The 19,845-nt window shown below is 62.9% G+C and carries 17 protein-coding genes; 14 read left to right on the top strand and 3 right to left on the bottom strand.

All coding sequences use genetic code 11. The features are described 5' to 3' along the window. Window positions 1-155: 155 nt before the first annotated feature. The 13 genes from AC1DZU_RS10070 to derI all read left to right on the top strand — a co-directional run bounded on the left by AC1DZU_RS10070 (window position 156) and on the right by derI (window position 15,419). Window positions 156-1,691 (top strand): FGGY-family carbohydrate kinase, encoded by a 1,536-nt coding sequence (locus AC1DZU_RS10070; protein WP_477284128.1) that lies wholly within the window; start codon window positions 156-158, stop codon window positions 1,689-1,691. Further along, the gene (locus tag AC1DZU_RS10065) at window positions 1,688-2,464 is read left to right on the top strand and encodes a DeoR/GlpR family DNA-binding transcription regulator (RefSeq protein WP_477284126.1); all 777 of its coding nucleotides are present in this window, start codon (window positions 1,688-1,690) and stop codon (window positions 2,462-2,464) included. Before AC1DZU_RS10070 ends, AC1DZU_RS10065 begins: the two co-directional genes overlap by 4 nt. Next, window positions 2,461-4,173 carry a glycerol-3-phosphate dehydrogenase/oxidase gene (locus AC1DZU_RS10060; protein WP_477284124.1) on the top strand — a complete coding sequence of 571 codons (1,713 nt, stop codon included), beginning with the start codon at window positions 2,461-2,463 and terminating at the stop codon, window positions 4,171-4,173. Before AC1DZU_RS10065 ends, AC1DZU_RS10060 begins: the two co-directional genes overlap by 4 nt. Window positions 4,174-4,595: 422 nt before the next feature. After that, the gene (locus tag AC1DZU_RS10055; RefSeq protein ID WP_477284122.1) at window positions 4,596-5,618 is read left to right on the top strand and encodes a sugar-binding transcriptional regulator; all 1,023 of its coding nucleotides are present in this window, start codon (window positions 4,596-4,598) and stop codon (window positions 5,616-5,618) included. Between the two features lie 33 nt (window positions 5,619-5,651). Beyond that, window positions 5,652-6,308, top strand: a complete 657-nt coding sequence (locus tag AC1DZU_RS10050; protein ID WP_477284120.1) for a DUF2291 family protein — start codon at window positions 5,652-5,654, stop codon at window positions 6,306-6,308. Next, on the top strand, window positions 6,305-7,846 hold the full coding sequence (locus AC1DZU_RS10045) for a sugar ABC transporter ATP-binding protein (protein ID WP_477284118.1): 1,542 nt from the start codon (window positions 6,305-6,307) through the stop codon (window positions 7,844-7,846). The genes AC1DZU_RS10050 and AC1DZU_RS10045 overlap by 4 nt, the downstream gene beginning before the upstream one ends. Window positions 7,847-7,872: 26 nt before the next feature. After that, window positions 7,873-9,006: an ABC transporter permease gene (locus AC1DZU_RS10040; RefSeq protein ID WP_477284116.1), complete on the top strand. Its 1,134-nt coding sequence runs from the start codon at window positions 7,873-7,875 to the stop codon at window positions 9,004-9,006. 39 nt (window positions 9,007-9,045) lie between these two features. After that, a complete protein-coding gene (locus tag AC1DZU_RS10035) occupies window positions 9,046-9,987 on the top strand; it encodes a D-ribose ABC transporter substrate-binding protein (protein WP_095081092.1) in 942 nt (313 codons plus the stop codon). A gap of 100 nt (window positions 9,988-10,087) precedes the next feature. Continuing rightward, window positions 10,088-11,662, top strand: a complete 1,575-nt coding sequence (locus tag AC1DZU_RS10030; protein ID WP_477284114.1) for an FGGY family carbohydrate kinase — start codon at window positions 10,088-10,090, stop codon at window positions 11,660-11,662. 4 nt (window positions 11,663-11,666) lie between these two features. Next, window positions 11,667-13,181: a glycerol-3-phosphate dehydrogenase gene (locus AC1DZU_RS10025; protein WP_477284112.1), complete on the top strand. Its 1,515-nt coding sequence runs from the start codon at window positions 11,667-11,669 to the stop codon at window positions 13,179-13,181. After that, window positions 13,181-14,119, top strand: a complete 939-nt coding sequence (locus tag AC1DZU_RS10020; RefSeq protein ID WP_477284110.1) for a sugar phosphate isomerase/epimerase family protein — start codon at window positions 13,181-13,183, stop codon at window positions 14,117-14,119. The genes AC1DZU_RS10025 and AC1DZU_RS10020 overlap by 1 nt, the downstream gene beginning before the upstream one ends. 62 nt (window positions 14,120-14,181) lie before the next feature. Continuing rightward, the gene (locus tag AC1DZU_RS10015; RefSeq protein WP_477284108.1) at window positions 14,182-14,949 is read left to right on the top strand and encodes a triose-phosphate isomerase; all 768 of its coding nucleotides are present in this window, start codon (window positions 14,182-14,184) and stop codon (window positions 14,947-14,949) included. A gap of 32 nt (window positions 14,950-14,981) precedes the next feature. Further along, the gene (gene derI, locus AC1DZU_RS10010) at window positions 14,982-15,419 is read left to right on the top strand and encodes a D-erythrulose-4-phosphate isomerase (protein WP_095080806.1); all 438 of its coding nucleotides are present in this window, start codon (window positions 14,982-14,984) and stop codon (window positions 15,417-15,419) included. Between the two features lie 11 nt (window positions 15,420-15,430). Here derI and dhaL read toward each other — a convergent pair whose 3' ends face one another. The 3 genes from dhaL to nanR form a co-directional block, all read right to left on the bottom strand. After that, a complete protein-coding gene (dhaL, locus tag AC1DZU_RS10005; protein WP_477284105.1) occupies window positions 15,431-16,072 on the bottom strand; it encodes a dihydroxyacetone kinase subunit DhaL in 642 nt (213 codons plus the stop codon). 83 nt (window positions 16,073-16,155) lie between these two features. Beyond that, window positions 16,156-17,163 carry a dihydroxyacetone kinase subunit DhaK gene (locus AC1DZU_RS10000; protein ID WP_477284103.1) on the bottom strand — a complete coding sequence of 336 codons (1,008 nt, stop codon included), beginning with the start codon at window positions 17,161-17,163 and terminating at the stop codon, window positions 16,156-16,158. Window positions 17,164-17,297: 134 nt separating this feature from the next. Then, window positions 17,298-17,999 (bottom strand): transcriptional regulator NanR, encoded by a 702-nt coding sequence (gene nanR, locus AC1DZU_RS09995; protein ID WP_477284227.1) that lies wholly within the window; start codon window positions 17,997-17,999, stop codon window positions 17,298-17,300. Window positions 18,000-18,195: 196 nt separating this feature from the next. On the opposite strand from nanR, the gene AC1DZU_RS09990 reads away from it, so the two are divergent. Continuing rightward, the gene (locus AC1DZU_RS09990; RefSeq protein WP_477284101.1) at window positions 18,196-19,797 is read left to right on the top strand and encodes an ABC transporter substrate-binding protein; all 1,602 of its coding nucleotides are present in this window, start codon (window positions 18,196-18,198) and stop codon (window positions 19,795-19,797) included. Window positions 19,798-19,845: the final 48 nt, after the last annotated feature.

Here is a 19,845-nt window from a genome sequence, read left to right as displayed (position 1 = left end):
TAAATTCACATCGCTATATGGTCCGTTCAATCCGCAAGGTGTCAGTGCATTGTATCGCCGTTGTCCATTGACTGTCGCCATATCTGTAGCCCTTGCCCCAGCCTGCAGGATTGTCGCGCAGTGCGCATCGCCAGTTGCCGAAAGAGGCGGTGATCATGCCCAGTTTGCTCGGAATCGATAACGGCCTCACGGTCACCAAGGCGGTGATCTTCGACGCCGATGGCACGCAGTTGTCGGTGGCGCGCCGGCGGGTGCCGCAGTCGATGCCCCATGCGCGCTGGGTGGAGCGCGACATGGCAGGCCTCTGGCAAGCGACCGCCGACGCCATCAAGGAAGCGATCGCGCTCTGTGGCCGGCCGGCGGACGACATCAGGGCGGTGGCGGCGACCGCGCATGGCGATGGTCTCTATCTGCTCGACAAGGATCGCCGGCCGCTAGGGCCCGGAATCCTGTCGCTCGACAGCCGCGCCGGCGAGATTGTCGAAAAATGGTCGGCGGATCAGGTCTTCGACGAAGCGCTTGCGTGCACCGGCCAGGCGCCGCATGTTTCGGCGCCTTCAGCGCTGCTTGCATGGCTCAAGAAGAACGATCCGGATCGCTATGCTCGCATCGGTCACATACTGGCCTGCAAGGACTGGCTTCGCTTTTGCCTGACCGGCACGATCGGCACCGATCGTACGGAGGCCAGCACGTCGTTCACCGATTTCCGCACGCAGGCCTACGCGCCGGAAGCGATGCAGGTCTTCGGATTGGGCGACCTTTTCGACGCGCTGCCGCCAGTGGCGCATTCGGCCGACATCGTCGGCCAGGTCACCGCCGATGCCGCCGAAATGACTGGCCTTCGCAAGGGAACGCCGGTCGCGTGCGGCCTGCACGACGTGACCGCTTCGGCGCTTGGCATGGGCGGCCATGAGGAGGACGTGCTCAGCATCGTCGCCGGCACCTATTCCATCAACGAAGTCGTCTCTTCGAAACCGCGCGTCGACCGGCGCTGGTTCTGTCGTAACGCCATCGACGCAGGCTGCTGGAACAACATGGCGATCTCGCCGGCCTCGACTGCAAACTACGACTGGTTTCTCGACACCTTCTGCCGCTCGGAGCAGGACAGGACAAACGCCGATGGCGGCTCCATCCACGAATTGCTGGCAGCAGAGATCGACGCTGCGCTGAAGAAGCCTTCGACCATCCTGTTTCATCCCTATCTGTTCGGCTCCCCCTATGGCGACGTTGCCAGCGGCAGTTTTGTTGGCCTGCACGGCTGGCACGATCGCGGCGACATGCTGAAGGCGGTTCTGGAAGGCATTGTCTTCAATCATCGCACCCATGTCGAAGCCTTGCGCGAGGGCTTCACCGTCCGCGAAATACGCCTGACCGGCGGCGGTTCGCGCAATCCGGCTTTCGTCCAGATGTTTGCCGACGTGCTGAACGCCCCGGTCACCATCACCTCGACCGATGAGGCTGCCGCCTTTGGTGCCGCCCTTTGCGCCGGCGCCGCGGTCGGCATCTTTGCGACGCCGCAACAGGGCGCCAGGCAGGTCGGCATGACGGCGCGCCAGTATCAGCCTGTGCCTGCCTCCAGTGCTGTGTTCAGCGAGCGGTTCTCCCTCTATTGCCGCATCGCCGAGCAGCTGAAGTCGCAATGGCCTGAGATCGAAAGGCTGGCGCGGCCAGACACCAGGGGGACCGCATGATCAAGGCCGACGAACGACGCGAAGAGATCGCCGAATATGTAATCAAGCTCGGCCAGGTGCGCATCGACGATCTGGTCGAGCATTTCGGCGTATCGCGCATGACCATCCACCGGCACATCGACCGGCTGGCGCAGCAGGGCGTGCTGCGCAAACTGCACGGCGCGGTGACGGTTCAGCCTTCCGGCCTCTACGAAAGCGCCTTTCGCTACCGGGTGACTGTCAACAGAGTCGAGAAGGATATGCTGGCTCGGGCGGCACTGGATTATGTCGAAGCCGGACAGGTGGTCATGCTGGACGATTCATCGACGGCAAACGCCGTCGCCACGCTGCTGCTCGACGTCAAGCCGCTCACCGTCATCACCAACAGCGTGGCGACGGCTTCGCTGCTGACCAATGTCGACGACATCGACTTCATCTGTCTCGGTGGCAAGTATCACGGCACCTACAATGCCTATATCGGCATCGTCTGCGAGAATGCCGTGGCGCAGCTTCGCGCCAATATCCTGATCTGTTCGGCTTCGGCCATCACCGGAACCACAGCCTTCATCCAGGATCCCAACGTCGTGCGGGTCAAGCAGGCGATGATGGCCGCATCGGTGAAGCGCATCCTGCTGGTCGACCATGCAAAATTCGACCGGATCGCACTGCATGTCTTTGACGATCTGACCAGTTTCGATGCCGTGCTGACGACCGAAGGGCTGGGCGATGCACAGGCGCAGCACCTTGAACGGGCCGGCGTGAAGCTGCGCATCGTCAAGACGACGGCACAATGAGCCCAGCCGACGCAGCAGGTTCGGAAAATGCTGCCGGGCGTCTCGCCGCCATGGCCGCGGCCGGCGAGGTTGACGTCGTCATTCTTGGCGCCGGCATCAACGGGGCAGGGCTGTTTCGCGACCTGTGTGCGCAAGGCGTCAGCTGCCTGATCGTCGACAAGGCGGATTTCGGCTCCGGCACCAGTGCCGCGCCCTCGCGGCTCATCCATGGCGGGTTGAAATATCTCGAAACCGGCGAGTTCGGGCTGGTTGCGCAGTCGACGCTCGAACGCAACCTGCTTTTGCAGAACGCGCCGCACTACGTCAGCCCGCTGCCGACGGTCATCCCGATCTTTTCGTGGAGCAAGGGCATGCTGGCGGCGCTGCGAACGCTGTTCGGCTCGACCAGCGCGCCGCGCAGCCGCGGCGCCCTCCTGATCAAGATCGGCCTGATGATCTATGATTTCTATGGCTCGCGAAACCAGGTCATGCCGCGCCACCGCATGATTGGGCGGCGGCAGGCTCTCGGTGAGATGCCGGCGCTCAACCCTTCGATCGTCGCCACCGGCACCTACTACGATGCCAAGATAAGCCATCCCGAAAGGTTGGTGCTCGAGTTGATCCTAGACGGGCTGCAGGCCAATGCAGCCTCCGCCAGCGCGAACTACACGGCGCTGGTGAGTTCGGCCAATGGCATGCTGAGCTTCCAGGCGGAAAGCGGCGTCGAATTCTCGGTGCGGCCCAAACTGGTGGTCAATGCCGCCGGTCCCTGGATCGACGATGTCAACGCCTTGCTCGGCACACCGTCGAAGATGATTGGCGGCACCAAGGGCTCGCACATCCTGCTGAAGCATGACGAACTGGTAAAAAGCCTGGCCGGGCGGATGCTTTATTTCGAGGCCGATGACGGCCGCATCTGCCTTGTCTACGACTATCTCGGCTTGGCGCTGGTCGGCTCGACCGACATCAAGGCCGACAACCCCGACGAGGTCCGCTGCGAACCCGACGAAGTCGACTATCTGCTCGAGAGCGTGCGGACGCTGTTGCCGGGCATGATTTTCGAACACGCCCAGATCGTCTACGCCTATAGCGGCATCAGGCCGCTGCCGGCCTCGGAAGCATCGCTGCCGGGCCTGATCAGTCGCGATCATTCCGCTCCGGTCGCCGAGCCGGACCGGGACAGGCCCTTCGCGGTCATTTCGCTGGTCGGCGGCAAATGGACGACGTTTCGCGGCTTTGCCGAGGAAGTCGCGGACGCGATACTCGACCGTCTGCGGCGCAGCCGTAAGGTAACGACGCAATCCATGCCGATCGGCGGCGGCAAGGACTTCCCGGCCAATGCGGCGGCGCGCGCAAGCTGGCTAGCCCAGGCCCGGACGGAGACTGACGTCGAGGAACGACGTCTCGACCAATTGCTGTCGCGCTACGGGACCAAGGCCCTGGAGATTGCGACGTATGGGCCAGATGGTGAGGGCGATCTGCCGGACTCCAACAGCTACGGCAGGTCGGAAATCGACTACATCGTCCGCAAGGAGTTCGTCGAACATCTGGCCGACATCGTCATGCGTCGCAGCACGCTCGCCATAGGCGGTACCTTGACAAGCCGTGATCTGCAGGAGATTGCCATGATCGCCGGGCGCGCGCTGGGCTGGAACGCCAGGCGCATTGCGCAGGAAGTCGAGGCCGCTGTCGTGGAGCTCGAAGGCAGGAATCTGATGCGGCTGGACTGAGCGCGTCATCGACAATGCCGATACCCTTTTCTGGGCAAATCCGATCGGTTTGCTCCTGATTGCGCCGCGCACCCAAAAGGTCCCAGCTCACAGATGAATTGGGATTTTTATCCCGATGATAATTTCATAATAAAAATATACACTTAATTAGCAAATAGGCGACGATCGCCTTCATGTTGTCGCCAACAAGGACGTTAAATAACATCAATTGACGTTAATTTAACATCGCCATATGATCGGCCAACATGCCGACCTCCTAATGGACCGACGCCGACCGAGAGGGCGACGTATCGGCGAGGGGCGAGGCCCGTGGATTCCCCGCAACGGGTTGGGGGCCAATTGGCGGAGGGATTGACAGCGATGCAAAGGTATGAAAATTTTTGCACACAAAGATAATAATATCATCTCGGGGAGGAGATGGCTTGAAATCTGGCGGAACCGCTAACCGCGACCACGAGTCCAGCCTCGCCACACGCGCGGCGTGGCTTCACTTCGCCGGGGGTCTCACGCAGGCCCAGGTCGCCAAGCGGCTTGGCCTCACCAGCCTCAAGGCGCATCGGCTCATCACCAAGGCCAACCAGGAAGGTCTGGTCAGGGTCTTTATCGACGGCGACGTCGCCGAGTGTGTGGAGTTGGAGCAGCGCCTCACCGCCGCATACGGGCTCGATTATTGCGAGGTGGTTCCGGATCTGGATCAGGAAGACCTGCCGCTCAGGGGACTGGGCATCGCCGGTGCGCAGTTCCTGAAGCGCGAGATCGATCGTGGCGAAGACATGCTGATCGGCGTCGGCCATGGCCGCACCCTTGCGGCCAGCGTCGAATATCTGACGCGCACCCCTGCCGCCCATATCCGTTTCGTCTCGCTGCTTGGCGGCGTGACGCGAAAATTTGCGGCCAACCCGCACGACGTCATGCATCGGCTGGCCGAACGGACCGGCGCGCAGGCCTATGTGATGCCGGTGCCTTTCGTCGCCAACACCGCCGAGGACCGTGAGGTGCTGCTCGGCCAGCGCGGCATCAGCGATGTCTTCGCTCTGGCAGGCCGGTCCGACCTGATGTTCGTCGGCATAGGGACCGCCGAGCGGGAAGCTTCGCTGGTCGCAACCGGCATGATCGAGCATTCCGAAATCGATGAGGTCAAGCGCGATGGCGGCGTCGGCGAGCTGCTCGCCCATTTCTTCGACGACAAGGGGCGTCCTGTGGAAACGGCGCTGTCGGAAAGAATCCTGGCTCTGCCGCGGGACCAATTGAAAGGTCGCAGGATTGTCGCCGTCGCCGGCGGCAAGGTGAAAGTGCGGGCGATCAAAGCAGTGCTCGAAAGCCGTTACCTGAGCGGCCTGATCACCGATGAATGCACCGCCCGTGCCCTTGTGGAACTGAACCAATCCAATGGAGCGGCCGGCGCGGCGAAGCGCCATGTGAACGGAGGATCGTCGAATGCGTGACAACGGAAAACCCGCATCGCCGGTGTTTGCATCATGAGCGCGAAGGCCACCACCGCATCGGCCCGGCAGGTCTCGCCCGGCCTGCGCCGCATCCTTGCCGGCGCCGCGGTTGTCGTCCTGCTCGGCGCCATGGCGCTCGACACAAAGGTGGTCAGGATCGGATCCGCAGGCGACGTTCGCAGCGCCGTCTTTTCGGCGGCCGACTATGGCAAGTCGGAATTTCCCAAGGTGCAGGCCGATGTCGAAGCGCGAGCTGCCGACGCGGTGACGGTGGCAACGGCGATCGCCAAGGACAGGGCGACCGCCGAGAAGGAATACGGCGTGCCGGCGGGCGTCGGACCGGTCATCTCGGTCAAGTTCACCGGCGTCTTCGGCGAGGGAAAATCGGGCATCTACAAGGTCGCCGTCGAGGGCGTGCCGGACACGCTGCAGGTTCGCGTACAGACGGGGCCGGCGATCAACGGCACCGAGCTGCGTGACGCCACCGGCAAGATCACATTTGGCCAGTTCACCAATCAGATCGAATACCAGGACGCCGGCTCGGCGCTGAACAACGAGATGAAGAAGGAAGTCCTGGCAAAGGTCGATACGAGCGCCCTGACCGGCAAGACCATATCGGTGGTCGGCGCGTTCAAGCTGGTCAATCCGAAGAGCTGGCTGGTCACTCCGGTGAGGCTGGAGGTGCAATGAAACCGGCTGCCGACACCGCGCCCGGGAATGGCGACGCCGTGCTTTCGGCGCGCAACATCGTCATGTCGTATGGTGGCGTTCATGCGCTCAAGGGCGTCAATTTCGACATCCATCGCGGCAAGGTCACCACACTGTTCGGCGAGAACGGCGCCGGCAAGTCGACGCTGATGAAGATCCTGTCCGGCGTCGTCACGCCGACATCGGGCGACATCGTGCTCGACGGCAATCTCGTCAGCTTCTCCTCGTCCTCGGACGCGCGCGATCGCGGCATCTCGATCATCCACCAGGAACTCAGCCTGGCGCCGAACCTCAGCGTTCGCGACAACATCTTCATGGGCCGTGAACTGCGCACCAGGACTGGCATCGACTTCGCCGAGGAATCGCGCCAGGCGCGCGCGCTGATGGCCGATCTCGAAGAGGACATCGACCCGATGACCCTGGTCGAGGATTTGCGCCTCGGCCAGCAGCAGATCGTCGAGATCGCGCGGGCGCTGTCGGTCGACTCGCGCATCCTCATCATGGACGAACCGACCTCGGCGCTCAGCGCGACCGAGGTGGAGGTGCTGTTCAAGGTGATCCGTGACCTGACCAGCCGCGGCGTTTCCATCGTCTACATTTCACATCACCTCGAAGAGGCGCTGCAGATCACCGACTACGCCGTTGTCCTGCGCGACGGCGCGATAACGGCTACGGCCGAAGCCAGGGACATCGATCTCGAGTGGATCGTCCGCAACATGGTGGGCGAGAACTTCGATCTCGGCTCGCCGCCGACAGGCCATGCGTTCGGCGAGGTCGCCCTGTCGATCGAGGATGTCAGCGTCATAGACGCTTCGGGCTCGGGCTATTCCGTCGTCGATCATCTGTCGCTGGATGTCAGGGCAGGCGAGATCGTCTGCATCTATGGGCTGATGGGCGCCGGACGCACGGAATTGCTGGAAGCCGTCGCCGGACGCATGCCGATGGCGGGTGGCCGGGCGCTGCTGGAAGGCGAGGACGTATCGAGACTGAGCATTGCCCAGCGCATCGCCAAAGGTCTTGTGCTCGTCCCCGAGGACCGCCAGCGCGACGGGCTGGTGCAGACCATGACCGTCGGCCGCAATCTCTCGCTTGCCAGCATCGAGGCGTTTGCAAAAGGGCTGTTTCTGTCCCGCTCCAGGGAGCGGGAGCTGGTCGAGGACTCGATCCGCAAGGTGACCGTCAAGACCGCGGGCGGCAATGCCATGATCGGATCGCTGTCGGGCGGCAATCAGCAGAAGGTCGTCATCGGCAAGATGCTGACGACCAACCCCAAGGTCATCCTCCTCGACGAGCCGAGCCGTGGCATTGATGTCGGCGCCAAGGCGGAGGTCTTCCGCTTGCTGAGCGAACGCGCCGCGCAGGGTCTGGCGGTCGTCTTCTCGACCTCCGAGGTCAACGAGTGCCTCAGCATCGCGCACCGGATCGTGGTGATGCGCCGGGGCAGGATTTCAGCGGAATTCGGCGCCAGCGCCACCAAAGAGCAGATCATGGCCGCCTCCGGCGAAGCCGTGGTCGCCTGATCACCATGAATATCGGAGCCCCGATCATGACCGACGTCAGCCAGGCCAGAAAACAGTCCAGTTCAAGCGCGCGCGGCGAAGGCTTCGATCTCGCCAAGCTGTTGCTCGAGGGCCGGGCGTTCTTTGCCCTGATCGTCATCATCGTCGTCTTCTCGATCCTGTCGCCCTACTACCTCTCGGTGGCGAACTTCCTGACCATGGCCTCGCATGTCGCCATCTTCGGAATTCTGGCGGTCGGCATGCTGCTCGTCATCCTCAATGGCGGCATCGACCTGTCTGTGGGGTCGACGCTGGGCCTTGCCGGCGTCGTTGCCGGATTCCTGATGCAAGGCGTGACGCTGACCTGGCTGGGCATCGTTCTCTACCCGCCGGTCTGGGTGGTCGCGGTGATTGCCTGCATGCTGGGCGCCGGTGTCGGGTTGATCAACGGCGTGCTCATCGCGCGCTTCAAGGTTCCGGCCTTCGTCGCCACGCTGGGCGTCATGTACATGGCGCGCGGCCTGGCGCTGCTGATGACCAGCGGCCTGACCTACAACAACCTTGGAGGCAAGCCGGAGCTGGGAAACACCGGCTTCGACGCGCTCGGCTTCAACCGCCTGTTCGGCGTGCCGACCGGCGTGGTGGTTCTGGTGGTCATCGCGCTCATCGGCAGCATCGTCTTGAACCGCACCGCTTTCGGGCGCTGGCTTTATGCATCAGGCGGCAACGAGCGCGCGGCCGAATTGTCGGGTGTTCCGGTCAAGACGGTGCAGGTTTCCGTCTATGTGCTGTCAGGCATCTGTGCAGCCATTGCCGGCCTGATCCTGTCCTCGCAGCTGACGTCGGCGGGTCCGACCGCCGGCACCACCTACGAATTGACGGCCATTGCGGCCGTCGTCATCGGCGGCGCGGCGCTGACCGGCGGGCGCGGTAACATCCGCGGAACCCTGCTCGGCGCCTTCGTCATCGGCTTCCTTTCCGACGGTCTGGTGATCATCGGTATCTCGTCCTACTGGCAGACAGTGTTCACTGGCGCCGTCATCGTGCTCGCCGTGCTTCTCAATGCCGTTCAGTATCGCCGCCGTAGCAAGCTCCCGGCTTCGACGGGCGGCCAACCGACTTCTCAGCAACGGGGGAAGGCCGAGCCGGCCAATCCTGCCCAAGGGAAGACTGCCAGGTGACTGGCAGCAACACCGCGTAAATCATTTGGAGGAATGTACATGAAAACCATGCTGAAAAGTCTGCTTGCCGCTGCGATGGTTGTCGGGTTCACGGCCGCCGCGTCGGCCGCGGGCCTGATCTCGATCATCGTCAACGACCCGGCCAACCCCTACTGGCTGACCGAGGGCAATGTCGCCAAGGCCGAAGCCGAGAAGCTCGGCTATACGGCCAACGTCGCTGCCCACAAGGGCGACACCAACACGGAAAGCAACCTGATCGACACCGCCATCACCAACAAGTCCGTAGCGATCATCCTTGATCCGGCCAATGCCGACGGCTCTGTCGGTGCGGTGAAGAAGGCGATTGCCGCCAACATCCCGGTTTTCCTCGTCAACGCCGAGATCAATCAGGAAGGTCTCGCCAAGGGGCAGCTCGTTTCCAACAATGCCCAGGGTGCTGCTCTGGGCGCCCAGCAATGGGTGCAGGCAGTTGGCGAAAAGGGCAAATATGTCGAACTCCTCGGCGCCCCCTCGGACAACAACGCCGCCACCCGCTCGAACGGTTACGCGACCGTGCTGAGCCAATATCCGGACCTCGAAAAGGCCGCCTCGCAGGTCGCCGACTGGGATCGTACCAAGGGCCACGACAAGATGCAGAGCATGCTGCAGGCCAACCCCGACATCATCGCCGTGATCAGCGGCAATGACGAAATGGCGCTCGGCGCGGTTGCGGCGCTGAAGGAAGCCGGCAAGCTTTCCGGCATCAAGGTCGGCGGCTTCGACGGCTCTCCGGACGCGGTTGCCGCAATCAAGTCCGGTGAACTGCAGTACACCGTGCTTCAGCCAGTCGCCATCTTCTCGGCCAAGGCCGTGCAGCAGGCGGACTCGTTCATCAAGTCGGGCGCCACCGGTGCTGCGACCGAGAAGCAGCTGTTCGATTGCCTTCTCATCACCAAGGACAATGTCGACAAGTACACGGCACCCTTCGTGCTGTCGGAATGAAACCTGCACAGGGGGTGTCCTTGCGGACACTCCCTGCCTCTTCTACCGCTCGAAACAACGTCCCTGTGAACCGCCTTCGTAACCAACCGGAATTTACGGCATGAAAGATCTGCTGATCGGGATCGACGCGGGAACGTCGGTGATCAAATCGGTCGCTTTCGATCTGTCCGGCCGGCAGCTCGCCATGACGTCGGTGAACAACAGATTCGTCACGCTGGAAGGTGGCGGCGCCGAGCAGGACCTCGATCAGACCTGGCGTGACATGGCGCGGACCGTTCGCGACCTGGCGACCAAAATTCCCGACCTCGCGCAACGAACCGCGGCGGTTGCCATCACCGGGCAGGGCGACGGAACCTGGCTGATCGATGGCGACGGCTTGCCGGTCGGGCGCGCGTGGCTGTGGCTCGACGCCCGCGCCGGACATCTGGTGGACGAGATGCGCGCCGATCCCCGCGATCGCACGCGATTTGAACTGACCGGCACGGGTCTCAACTCCTGCCAGCAGGGCGCGCAGCTTGCCTTTATGAAAAAGAACAATCCGGACATGCTGAAGCAGGCGGCGACCGCACTGCATTGCAAGGATTGGCTCTACTTCAGGATGACGGGCGAGCGCGCCACCGATCCATCCGAAGGAACCTTCACCTTCGGCGATTTTCGCTCGCGCAGCTATTCCGACGAAGTCTTCGACATTCTGGATCTGACGACGCATCGCCGCCTGTTGCCTCCCATGATTGAGGGCACCACCGACCATCATCCGCTCTCGCGATCGGCGGCAGGAGAGACCGGCCTGCTCGAAGGTACGCCGGTTGTTTTGGGTTATGTGGATATGGTCATGACAGCGCTCGGAGCCGGCCTCTATGATCCCTCAGGCAATGTCGGCTGCACGGTCATCGGCTCGACCGGCATACACACGCGCTTCGCCCGCACACCCGGCGATGTCGTGCTCAACGGCGATGGCTCTGGCTACACGATCGCCATGCCTATCCCGGGTGGCTTTGCGCAGTTGCAGTCCAACATGGCGGCGACGCTCAACATCGACTGGCTGCTTGGCCTCGCGCGCGACGTGCTCACCGCCGGCGGCGCCGAGCTCTCGCGCGACGATTTGCTGAAGGTGCTCGACGTCTGGGTGGAGGGATCGGAGCCGGGATCGCTGGTCTACCAGCCCTATATTTCGCTCGCCGGCGAACGCGGACCGTTCGTCGACCCTGATGCGCGCGCAGGCTTCATCGGCCTTTCGGTCAAGCACGGCTTCGGCGATCTGGCACGCGCGGTCCTCGAGGGATTGGCCTTCGCAGCCCGCGATTGCTACCAGGCGATGGGCGCGGTGCCGGGTGAGATCCGGCTGTCGGGCGGCGCCGCGCGCAGCCCGTCCCTGCGTCGGATCATCGCGGCGGCGACACGCGCGCAAGTGCGAACGAGCAGCCGCCAGGAAGCAGGTGCTGCAGGTGCGGCGATGATGGCCGCGGTCGGCCTTGGCGTCTATCGGTCGATGGACGACTGCGCCGCCGAGTGGGTGACGCCGCTTCTCGGCGACTGCGATGCCTATGACGAGGCGCTTTCGCAAACCTACGATGCGCTCTTCCCTTCCTTCGTTGCGGCGCACCAGGCGCTTCGGCCGGTGTGGAAAGCCATGGCGCACAGGCCGCTCACCCGCATCTCGGGTGCACAGGAGTAAGGTCTTGAGTGATACAGTTGATCTCTTCGTGATTGGTGGCGGCGTCAACGGGGCCGGCATTGCGCGTGATGCGGCAGGTCGTGGGCTGTCCGTTATCCTGTGCGAAAAGGACGATCTGGCGCAAGGCACCAGCTCGCGCTCCGGCAAGCTGGTGCATGGCGGCCTACGCTATCTGGAATATTATGAATTCCGGCTGGTTCGCGAAGCGCTGATCGAACGCGAAGTGCTGCTCGAGGCAGCGCCGCACATCATCTGGCCCATGCGCTTCGTTCTTCCGCACAGCCCCGAAGACAGGCCGGCATGGCTGGTCCGGCTCGGACTGTTTCTCTACGACCACCTTGGCGGCCGCAAGCGGCTGCCGGGAACCAGGACGCTTGATCTGGGAACGGCGCCGGAAGGGGCGCCGATCAAGGACGAATTCAAGCGCGGTTTCGAATATTCCGACTGCTGGGTCGACGATGCGCGCCTGGTGCTGCTCAACGCCCTGGACGCCAGCCAGCGCGGCGCCAGCGTGCTCACGCGGACCGCTTGTGTCGCCGCCCGCCGCGAAGACGGACTGTGGTCGATCGACATGCAGGATGGCCGCACGGGCGCGGTGACGAAAATCCGCGCGCGGGCGCTGGTCAATGCGGCAGGGCCGTGGGTCAACGACATTGTCAGCCGCGTCGCCGGGCAGAATTCCACCCGCAATGTTCGGCTTGTAAAGGGCAGCCATATCGTCGTGCCCAAATTCTGGGAGGGACGGCAGGCCTATCTCATCCAGAACAGCGACAAGCGAGTGATCTTCGTCAACCCCTATGAGAACGATCTGGCGCTGATCGGCACGACCGACATTCCCTACGAAGGCAGGCCGGAGGAAGTGGCCGCAGAGCTAAGCGAAGTCGATTATCTGATCAAGGTGGTCAATCGCTATTTCAAGCGACAGCTGACACCACAGGACGTCGTCTATAGCTTCTCCGGCGTGCGCCCGCTCTATGACGACAACGCCGACAATCCAAGCGCGGTGACGCGCGACTATATCTTCGAACTCGACGCCCCGAGCGGCGGCGCACCGCTGCTGTCGGTGTTTGGCGGCAAGATCACCACCTTCCGCAAGCTGTCCGAACATGCGCTTGAGAAAATCCAGCCGTTCTTTCCGGCGATGAAGAGACCCTGGACGGCCAAAATTCCCTTGCCGGGGGGCGACCTGCCGAATGCGGACTTCGAACAGTTCCTGAGCGACTTGCACACCGAGTTTCCATGGCTCGGCCCGTCGCTGGTGAAGCACTACGCTCGAAACTATGGCAGCCGTGCCAGGCAATTGCTCGGCGGCACGCAGAGAGAGGCGGATCTCGGCCGCCGCTTCGGACCCGATTTTTATGAACGGGAGGCAAAGTTCCTGGTCGACACCGAATGGGCCGGCACATCAGCTGACATACTGGAGCGTCGCACCAAACATGGACTGCACATCAATGAAGCCGAGCGGAAGACATTCGAGGACTGGTTCGGTAACATCATGGCGGCGGCGGCGGCGGACTGATGGCTTTCACACTTTCCCTCAACACCAATCCGCTGGTCAACCGCTTCGCCGATCCCGATGACCTGATCGATGCCATTGCCTATGGCATCGGCATCCGCGACGTGCAGCTGACCCACGAATTCGTCAATCCGGGCTGGCCGGCGGCGACGATTGCCAAATTCCTGCGCCAGTTCAACAAGGCGCTTTCGCGGACCGGTGTCAGGATCACCTCCGGCATGACCGGACCCTATGGCCGGCTCAATCATTTCGGCCATCCGGACCCGGATGTCCGGCGCTACTATGTCGACTGGTTCAAGACCTTCGCCGACATTTCCGCCGAACTCGGTGCACCAGGCATGGGCACGCAATTCGCCATATTCACTTACAAGGACTTTGACGATCCGCAACGGCGCGCTGCACTTCTCGACATCGCGCTCGAATGCTGGCACGAGGTGGCCGAACACGCCAAGGCGGCGGGCCTGACATATCTGTTCTGGGAGCCGATGTCGGTGGGCCGGGAATTTGGCCACACGATCGAAAGCTGCGTCACGCTGCAGAGCGCCATCGACGCGGCCAAGCTGCCGATCCCGATGCAGATGATGGTGGATATCGACCATGGCGACGTCACCTCGCCAAATCCCGACGACACCGATCCCTATGCCTGGGCGAAAGCGTTTCCATTGCAATCGCCGATCATCCACATCAAGCAGTCTTCGATGAACAAGGGCGGGCACTGGCCGTTCACGGCTGCCTACAACAAGGACGGCCGCATAGTTCCGCAGAAGCTGCTCGATACCGTGCGGCAGGGTGGCGGAACCGACAACGAAATTTGCCTCGAACTTTCCTTCAGGGAGAGGGAACCGGTCGATCATCAGGTTGTCGAGATGATCCGCGAGTCGGTGGATTTCTGGGCGCCTTACATCGACAGCGGCCGCGATAGTCTCAAGCCTCGAGCCTGAACGAATACGTCGCCTGACAGCCGGCGCCGATGTCCGCCGCAAAAGGATCGAAGGAGAAAAGAATGGCCCCATATTGGGTCGGCACGAGCTGGAAGATGAACAAGACGCTGGCGGAGGCACTGCAGTTCGCCGATGCCCTGGCGGCGTTCGTGCCTGGTTTCGATCCGGCGATACAACCGTTCGTCATTCCGCCGTTCACCGCCGTGCGCGAGGTCAAGGCGGCGCTGGCCAAGACCCGCGTGAAAGTCGGCGCCCAGAACATGCATTGGGCGGACGCCGGCGCCTGGACGGGAGAGGTTTCGCCGGTGATGCTCAGGGATTGTGGGCTCGATCTGATCGAACTCGGCCATAGCGAGCGTCGCGAGCATTTTGGCGAAACGGATGCGACTGTCGGATTGAAGACGGCGGCGGCGGTCAGGCACGGCTTCGTGCCGCTGATCTGCGTCGGCGAGACGTTGACCGAACGCGAGGGCGGGCGCGCCGATGACGTTTTGACTGCTCAGGTTCTTGGTGCGCTACAAGGTCTGAAGGACGCTGAACTGTCGGCGGAAATCCTCTTTGCTTACGAGCCTGTCTGGGCGATCGGCGAGAAGGGCATCCCGGCCAGCGCCGATTATGCCGACAAGCAACAGGCGCTGATCAAAGAGGTCGCCGCAAGCCGGATGGCGAACGCGCCGCCCGTGCTTTACGGCGGCAGCGTCAATCCCGGCAACGCGGCCGAACTGATCGGCCAGCCGCATGTCGATGGCCTGTTCATCGGCCGTTCGGCGTGGCAAGCGGAAGGCTATATCGACATCCTAAAAAAGGCGTCGGCCGCCATCGGGCGCTGACCATTACAATAAGAAGCAAAGGAGTTCATGCCATGAAAATTGCACTCGGAGCCGACAGCGCCGGCAAGCCGCTGCTCGACGTCATTGCCAAGCATCTCGCCACGAAGCCGGAGCTGCAGGTGATCGATCTTAGCCAGGCCGGATACTACGCCGATATCGCCGCCAAGGTCGGTCACGAAATTCTGGACGGCAACTACGACCGGGCCATCCTGTTCTGCGGCACCGGCATTGGCGTCAGCATATCCGCCAACAAAGTCCCGGGCATTCGCGCCGCATTGACCCACGATACGTATTCCGCCGAGCGCGCCGCCAAGTCCAACAACGCACAGATCATCACCATGGGCGCCCGCGTCATCGGTCCCGAACTGGCGAAATCGATCGCCGACGCATGGCTGGCCTCGGAGTTCGATCCGAACGGCCCCTCCGCCGCAAACGTGCAGGCCATCGACAAGCTCGACAGCAAGCGCTGAAAGATGTGGTCCTAGCCGGTCAGGGCGACCCGCATCGCCTCGATCACGGTTACGGCGGACGCGGCGCCTGGGTCCATATGGCCAAGCGAGCGTTCGCCGAGGCGCGACGCCCGGCCCTTGGCGGCGATCATCGCCTTGGTCGCTTCCGCGCCTGCCTTCGCCGCCTGGGCCGCAGCCTCGAGACTGTCCGTGAGACCCTTGCCGGACGCCAGCGCCTCGCCCGCCGCCTGCGCTGCCGGACCCCATGCATCCATCATCGTCTTTTCGCCCGGCTCGGCCTTGCCGCGATCCTGAATGCCCTTGGCCATGGCCTGGAACATTGCGATGGTGTCGGCGTCGTCAAGCGTCTTCTTGCCCTTCACGGCTGCCGCGCCGCGCATGAACGCAGTGGCATAGAGCGGACCCGAGGAGGCGCCGACGGCATTCAGGAACGACTTTGCCGCCGTATTCAGCAAGGTAGTCGGATCGGTCGTCTCGGCATCCAAAGCAGCGACCGCATCGCGTGCCGCCGAAAATCCCAAATCCATCGCAATGCCGTGGTCGGCGTCGCCGATGATGCCATCAAGTGCGCACAGTCGGTCCCTGTCTGCCGATACGGCGGCCGCGATGGCCGCGAACATGCCGGCAAGGCGGGCGCTGTCGATTGTCGTCATGTCTTTGTCCCTTGCCGCTGAAGCTCTATTGTTTGACCATGATCTTTTCCAAAAACCGGAACCCCACTTTTCGGGATCATGGTCTAGCCGGCGCGAAACATGGCGCAGTCGCAGGGGTGGTCCAACATCGTCTGCAACTCGCCGTCCAGCCGATGTAACGTGATCGAGGCCCCGGCCATTTCGAGTGAGGTGCAGTAATTGCCGACCCAGGTTGCGTGAATGGATACGCCAATGTCATCAAGCCGGCGCTTCACCCGCCGGTTCATGATGTAGAGTTCCATCAGCGGCGTCGAACCGAGCGAATTGACGAGCACGGCGACCTTGTCGCCGCGCGCCGGCGCCATCTCGTCGAGGATCCTGTCCAGCATCTCGTCGGTGATCTCATCGGCCGTTTTCAGCTTTCCGCGCGCGATGCCGGGCTCGCCGTGGATGCCCATCCCGATCTCCATCTCGTCCGGCCCGATCTCGAAATTCGGCCGGCGGGTCTGTGGCAGCGAACAGGGCGACAACGCCACGCCCATGGTGAAGGTGTGGTCGTTGGCTTTCCCGGCGATGCGCTCGCATTCGTCGAAGGACAGCATCCGGTCGCAGGCAGCACCGGCCGCCTTGAAGATGAAGAAATTGCCGGCGACGCCGCGCCTCTTGTGCCGCTGGTCGCGCGGTGCCGAGGCGACGTCGTCGGTGCTCAGCACCGTGCGCACCTCGATGTCGTCCATATCAGCCATCTCGGCCGCCATGTCGAAATTCATCACGTCGCCGGCATAGTTGCCGTACATGAACAGGACACCGGCGCCGCCGCTGACCGCCTTGGCGCATTCAAGGATCGGGTCTGGCGGCGGCGAGGCGAAGACGTTGCCGATGGCTGCCGCATCGGCCAGCCCCTTGCCGACGAAGCCAAGAAAGCTCGGCTCGTGCCCCGAGCCGCCGCCGATGACGAGGCCCACCTTGCCTTGGCGCGGTCCGTCACGGGCGATGATCGAGCGTGAACTGCCGTCGACGCTCTTGAGATGGCGGGGATGCGCAGCCAGGATGCCTTCCAGCATCTCGTCGACGGCGCGATTGCCGTCATTGATGATCTTCTTGGTTTGCACCCGGAGCCTCCCGATTTCGATATTTTTGCAGATAGTACCGGGTGTTATCGGGATTTCCACCCGGCAAAGAGTATTTCACGCGGCCCGGCGTTCTCGGGCGCGCCGTTATTGACCAGCCGTGCAGGCGGATGTGCCTAGTCGGGTTTTGCCAGGCCCGCATTGAACTTGCGGCGGGCGTTTTCCAGATGCTCGCGCATCGCTCGCCCGGCCGCTTCCGGATCATGCCGCTCGATGGCTTCGAACACGTTTTGGTGGCCAGCAAAACTCCTGCGGTTTTCGACCTCGGTGTTGGCCATGTGGATGCGCTGGTTGATCAGCCACTCCACCAGCGCTTCGTGCGCGGCGAGGAAGATCGGGTTGCCGGGGATTGCGGTCAGCACGCGGTGAAACGCGACGTCGGTGACGGCGAAGGCGCGGGCGCGGGGAATGGCGCGCTCGTTCTCGGCCAGCGCCGCGGCAAGCGCGTCGACCTGCGCGGCCGTTGCCACCTCGGCGGCATGGCGCGCGATCGAGACTTCGAGAAACAGCCGCAACTGCTCGAAATGGCCGATGCCGTCGGGCTGGTCCATCAACAGATGCGCCGTGCCCGTCAGTTGCTCCAGCATGTTGCGCGGCGTCGGCCGCGTCACCTTCGGCCGCTCGCCGCTGTTGATGCGCACCAGGCCCATCTTCTCCAGCGCAAACAACGCTTCGCGCACCGAGGGGCGGCCGACATCGAACATCGACATCAGGTCGCGCTCGGACGGCAGCGAGGCGCCGACCGGATAGACCTCGTCCCGGATCATCTCCTCCAGGCGAAGGCGGACTTCATCGGACAATTTTTTTCGAACCGGCATATTGTGCATGGTCTACCTTTTAAGCTATTAGACCAGTCGCGGCAAGCGAGGACTTGCGAGACCGAAGGGTTGGAGGAGGCCGCCGCCGGCTGATGCGCGGCGGTCGGCGCGACAGGCGAGGGCTTGGCGCGGAAATCGGCCTGGAGCAGGGCATCGCCCGATTTCGGCCGGCGGAAAGCAACGGGAGGAGAATTCCATGAGAAGACTGTTGATGAGCCTTGTGCCGGCGCTGGCGCTAATGTTTGCAGCAGGCCTCGCCAAGGCCGCGGATGGCGGCACGTTCCGCTCGGCCATGCGCACCGGCTGCATCGAGATGGGCACGCTCCACACCACGTGCGGCCACCGGCTCGATGAGACCGTTTTGCAGGGATTGGTCCACATTAAGTGGACGGGCGACGACGTACAGCCGATGCTGGCCGAAAGCTGGAAGACGCCGGATGGCGGCAAGACTTATGTCTTCAGCCTGCGCCATGGCGTCAAATGGCATGACGGCACCCCGTTCACCGCCAAGGACGTGGTGTTCAGCCTCAACCTCTACGCCAACCCGAAGGTCAACTCGCCATGGTCGCAGAAGCTCTCGGCCGTGGCCGGATACAAGGCGTTCCAGGATGGCTCTGCCTCCTCGCTTGCCGGGGTCAAGGCGCTTGACGACATGACCGTCCAGGTCGAGCTCGACAGCGCCAAGCCGCTCTGGGTGCAGTTGCAGCTTATCGCCATCAGCATCTTCCCTGAACACCTTCTGGGCAAGGTCGCGCCCGCCGACATCAAGGGCAACGCCTTCTGGGTCAACCGCGTCGGCACCGGCCCGTTCATCTGGAAGAAATACGAGAGCGACCAGTATGTCGAGGTCGACCGCAATCCCGACTATTTCCTCGGCGCGCCAAAGCTCGACCGCATCATCTACCAGATCTACAAGGACGTGCCGCCGATCATCGCGGCCCTCGAGACGCAGGAGGTTGACGCCATGTCCTATGAGGGCGGCGGCGTGCCGATCTCCGAGCTCGCCCGCCTGCAGAAGCTCGATTATCTGACGGTGCTGCCGAAATTCTCCGCCGGCCTGCCGACCTACCTGCAGTTCAACCTGGAGAACAAGCGCTTCGCCGACATGCGGGTGCGCCAGGCGATGCTCTACGCCATCGATCGCAAGGCCATCATCGAGACGGTCAAGCAGGGTGCCGGCGAATTGTCGAACACGCTGTTCCCGCAGGACTGGGCGCGCGCCAAGGACCTCGAGCCCTACGACTACAATCCCGACAAGGCCAAGCAATTGCTTTCCGAGGCGGGCTGGGACGGCAGCCAGCCGGTCGATTTCATCTACTACTATTCCGACCAGATGAACGTCGACACCATCACCGCCATCCAGAGTTATCTGGCCGCTGTCGGAGTCAACATCCAGCCGCGCCTGCTCGATCCTGCGGCAATCAACCAGACCTATGCCGACGGCAGCTTTCAGATGGGCTTTTTCGCCAATGGCATGGGGCTCGATCCCTCGCTCGGCTCGCCGGTCGTCGTCTGCGGCGCAAAGCCTCTCAGCATGGGTTATTGCAATCCCAAGGTCGACGAACTCTTCAACAAGGGGCTGGAATCGGCCGACCGCGCCGTGCGCGCCGAGAGCTACCAGGAAGCCTCGCGCATCCTCAACAAGGAGTTGCCCAAGGCCTGGCTGTGGAACGAGGTGCGGCCGCTGGCCTTCAACAACCACATCGTCGGCCTGGCGCAGCACTTCAAGGAGCAGCCGCTCGTGATCTTCAACCACCCGGTCTACAACGAAGTCGAGAAGTGGGAAGTGGCCAAATAAACCGCTGCGGAAACGTCTTCACTTGCCGGTCATGGGGCTCTGTCTGGG

The organism is Mesorhizobium sp. P2_A12, from assembly GCF_056405075.1.
This window is presented reverse-complemented; position numbering and strand designations above follow the sequence as displayed.

Bases quoted from the DNA above. Each gene is read 5' to 3' on its own strand.
- AC1DZU_RS10070 (WP_477284128.1), top strand. From the start codon at position 156: ATGCCCAGTTTGCTCGGAATCGATAACGGCCTCACGGTCACCAAGGCG.
- AC1DZU_RS10065 (WP_477284126.1), top strand. From the start codon at position 1,688: ATGATCAAGGCCGACGAACGACGCGAAGAGATCGCCGAATATGTAATC.
- AC1DZU_RS10060 (WP_477284124.1), top strand. From the start codon at position 2,461: ATGAGCCCAGCCGACGCAGCAGGTTCGGAAAATGCTGCCGGGCGTCTC.
- AC1DZU_RS10050 (WP_477284120.1), top strand. From the start codon at position 5,652: ATGAGCGCGAAGGCCACCACCGCATCGGCCCGGCAGGTCTCGCCCGGC.
- AC1DZU_RS10045 (WP_477284118.1), top strand. From the start codon at position 6,305: ATGAAACCGGCTGCCGACACCGCGCCCGGGAATGGCGACGCCGTGCTT.
- AC1DZU_RS10040 (WP_477284116.1), top strand. From the start codon at position 7,873: ATGACCGACGTCAGCCAGGCCAGAAAACAGTCCAGTTCAAGCGCGCGC.
- AC1DZU_RS10035 (WP_095081092.1), top strand. From the start codon at position 9,046: ATGAAAACCATGCTGAAAAGTCTGCTTGCCGCTGCGATGGTTGTCGGG.
- AC1DZU_RS10030 (WP_477284114.1), top strand. From the start codon at position 10,088: ATGAAAGATCTGCTGATCGGGATCGACGCGGGAACGTCGGTGATCAAA.
- AC1DZU_RS10020 (WP_477284110.1), top strand. From the start codon at position 13,181: ATGGCTTTCACACTTTCCCTCAACACCAATCCGCTGGTCAACCGCTTC.
- AC1DZU_RS10015 (WP_477284108.1), top strand. From the start codon at position 14,182: ATGGCCCCATATTGGGTCGGCACGAGCTGGAAGATGAACAAGACGCTG.
- derI (WP_095080806.1), top strand. From the start codon at position 14,982: ATGAAAATTGCACTCGGAGCCGACAGCGCCGGCAAGCCGCTGCTCGAC.
- dhaL (WP_477284105.1), bottom strand. From the start codon at position 16,072: ATGACGACAATCGACAGCGCCCGCCTTGCCGGCATGTTCGCGGCCATC.
- nanR (WP_477284227.1), bottom strand. From the start codon at position 17,999: ATGCCGGTTCGAAAAAAATTGTCCGATGAAGTCCGCCTTCGCCTGGAG.
- AC1DZU_RS09990 (WP_477284101.1), top strand. From the start codon at position 18,196: ATGAGAAGACTGTTGATGAGCCTTGTGCCGGCGCTGGCGCTAATGTTT.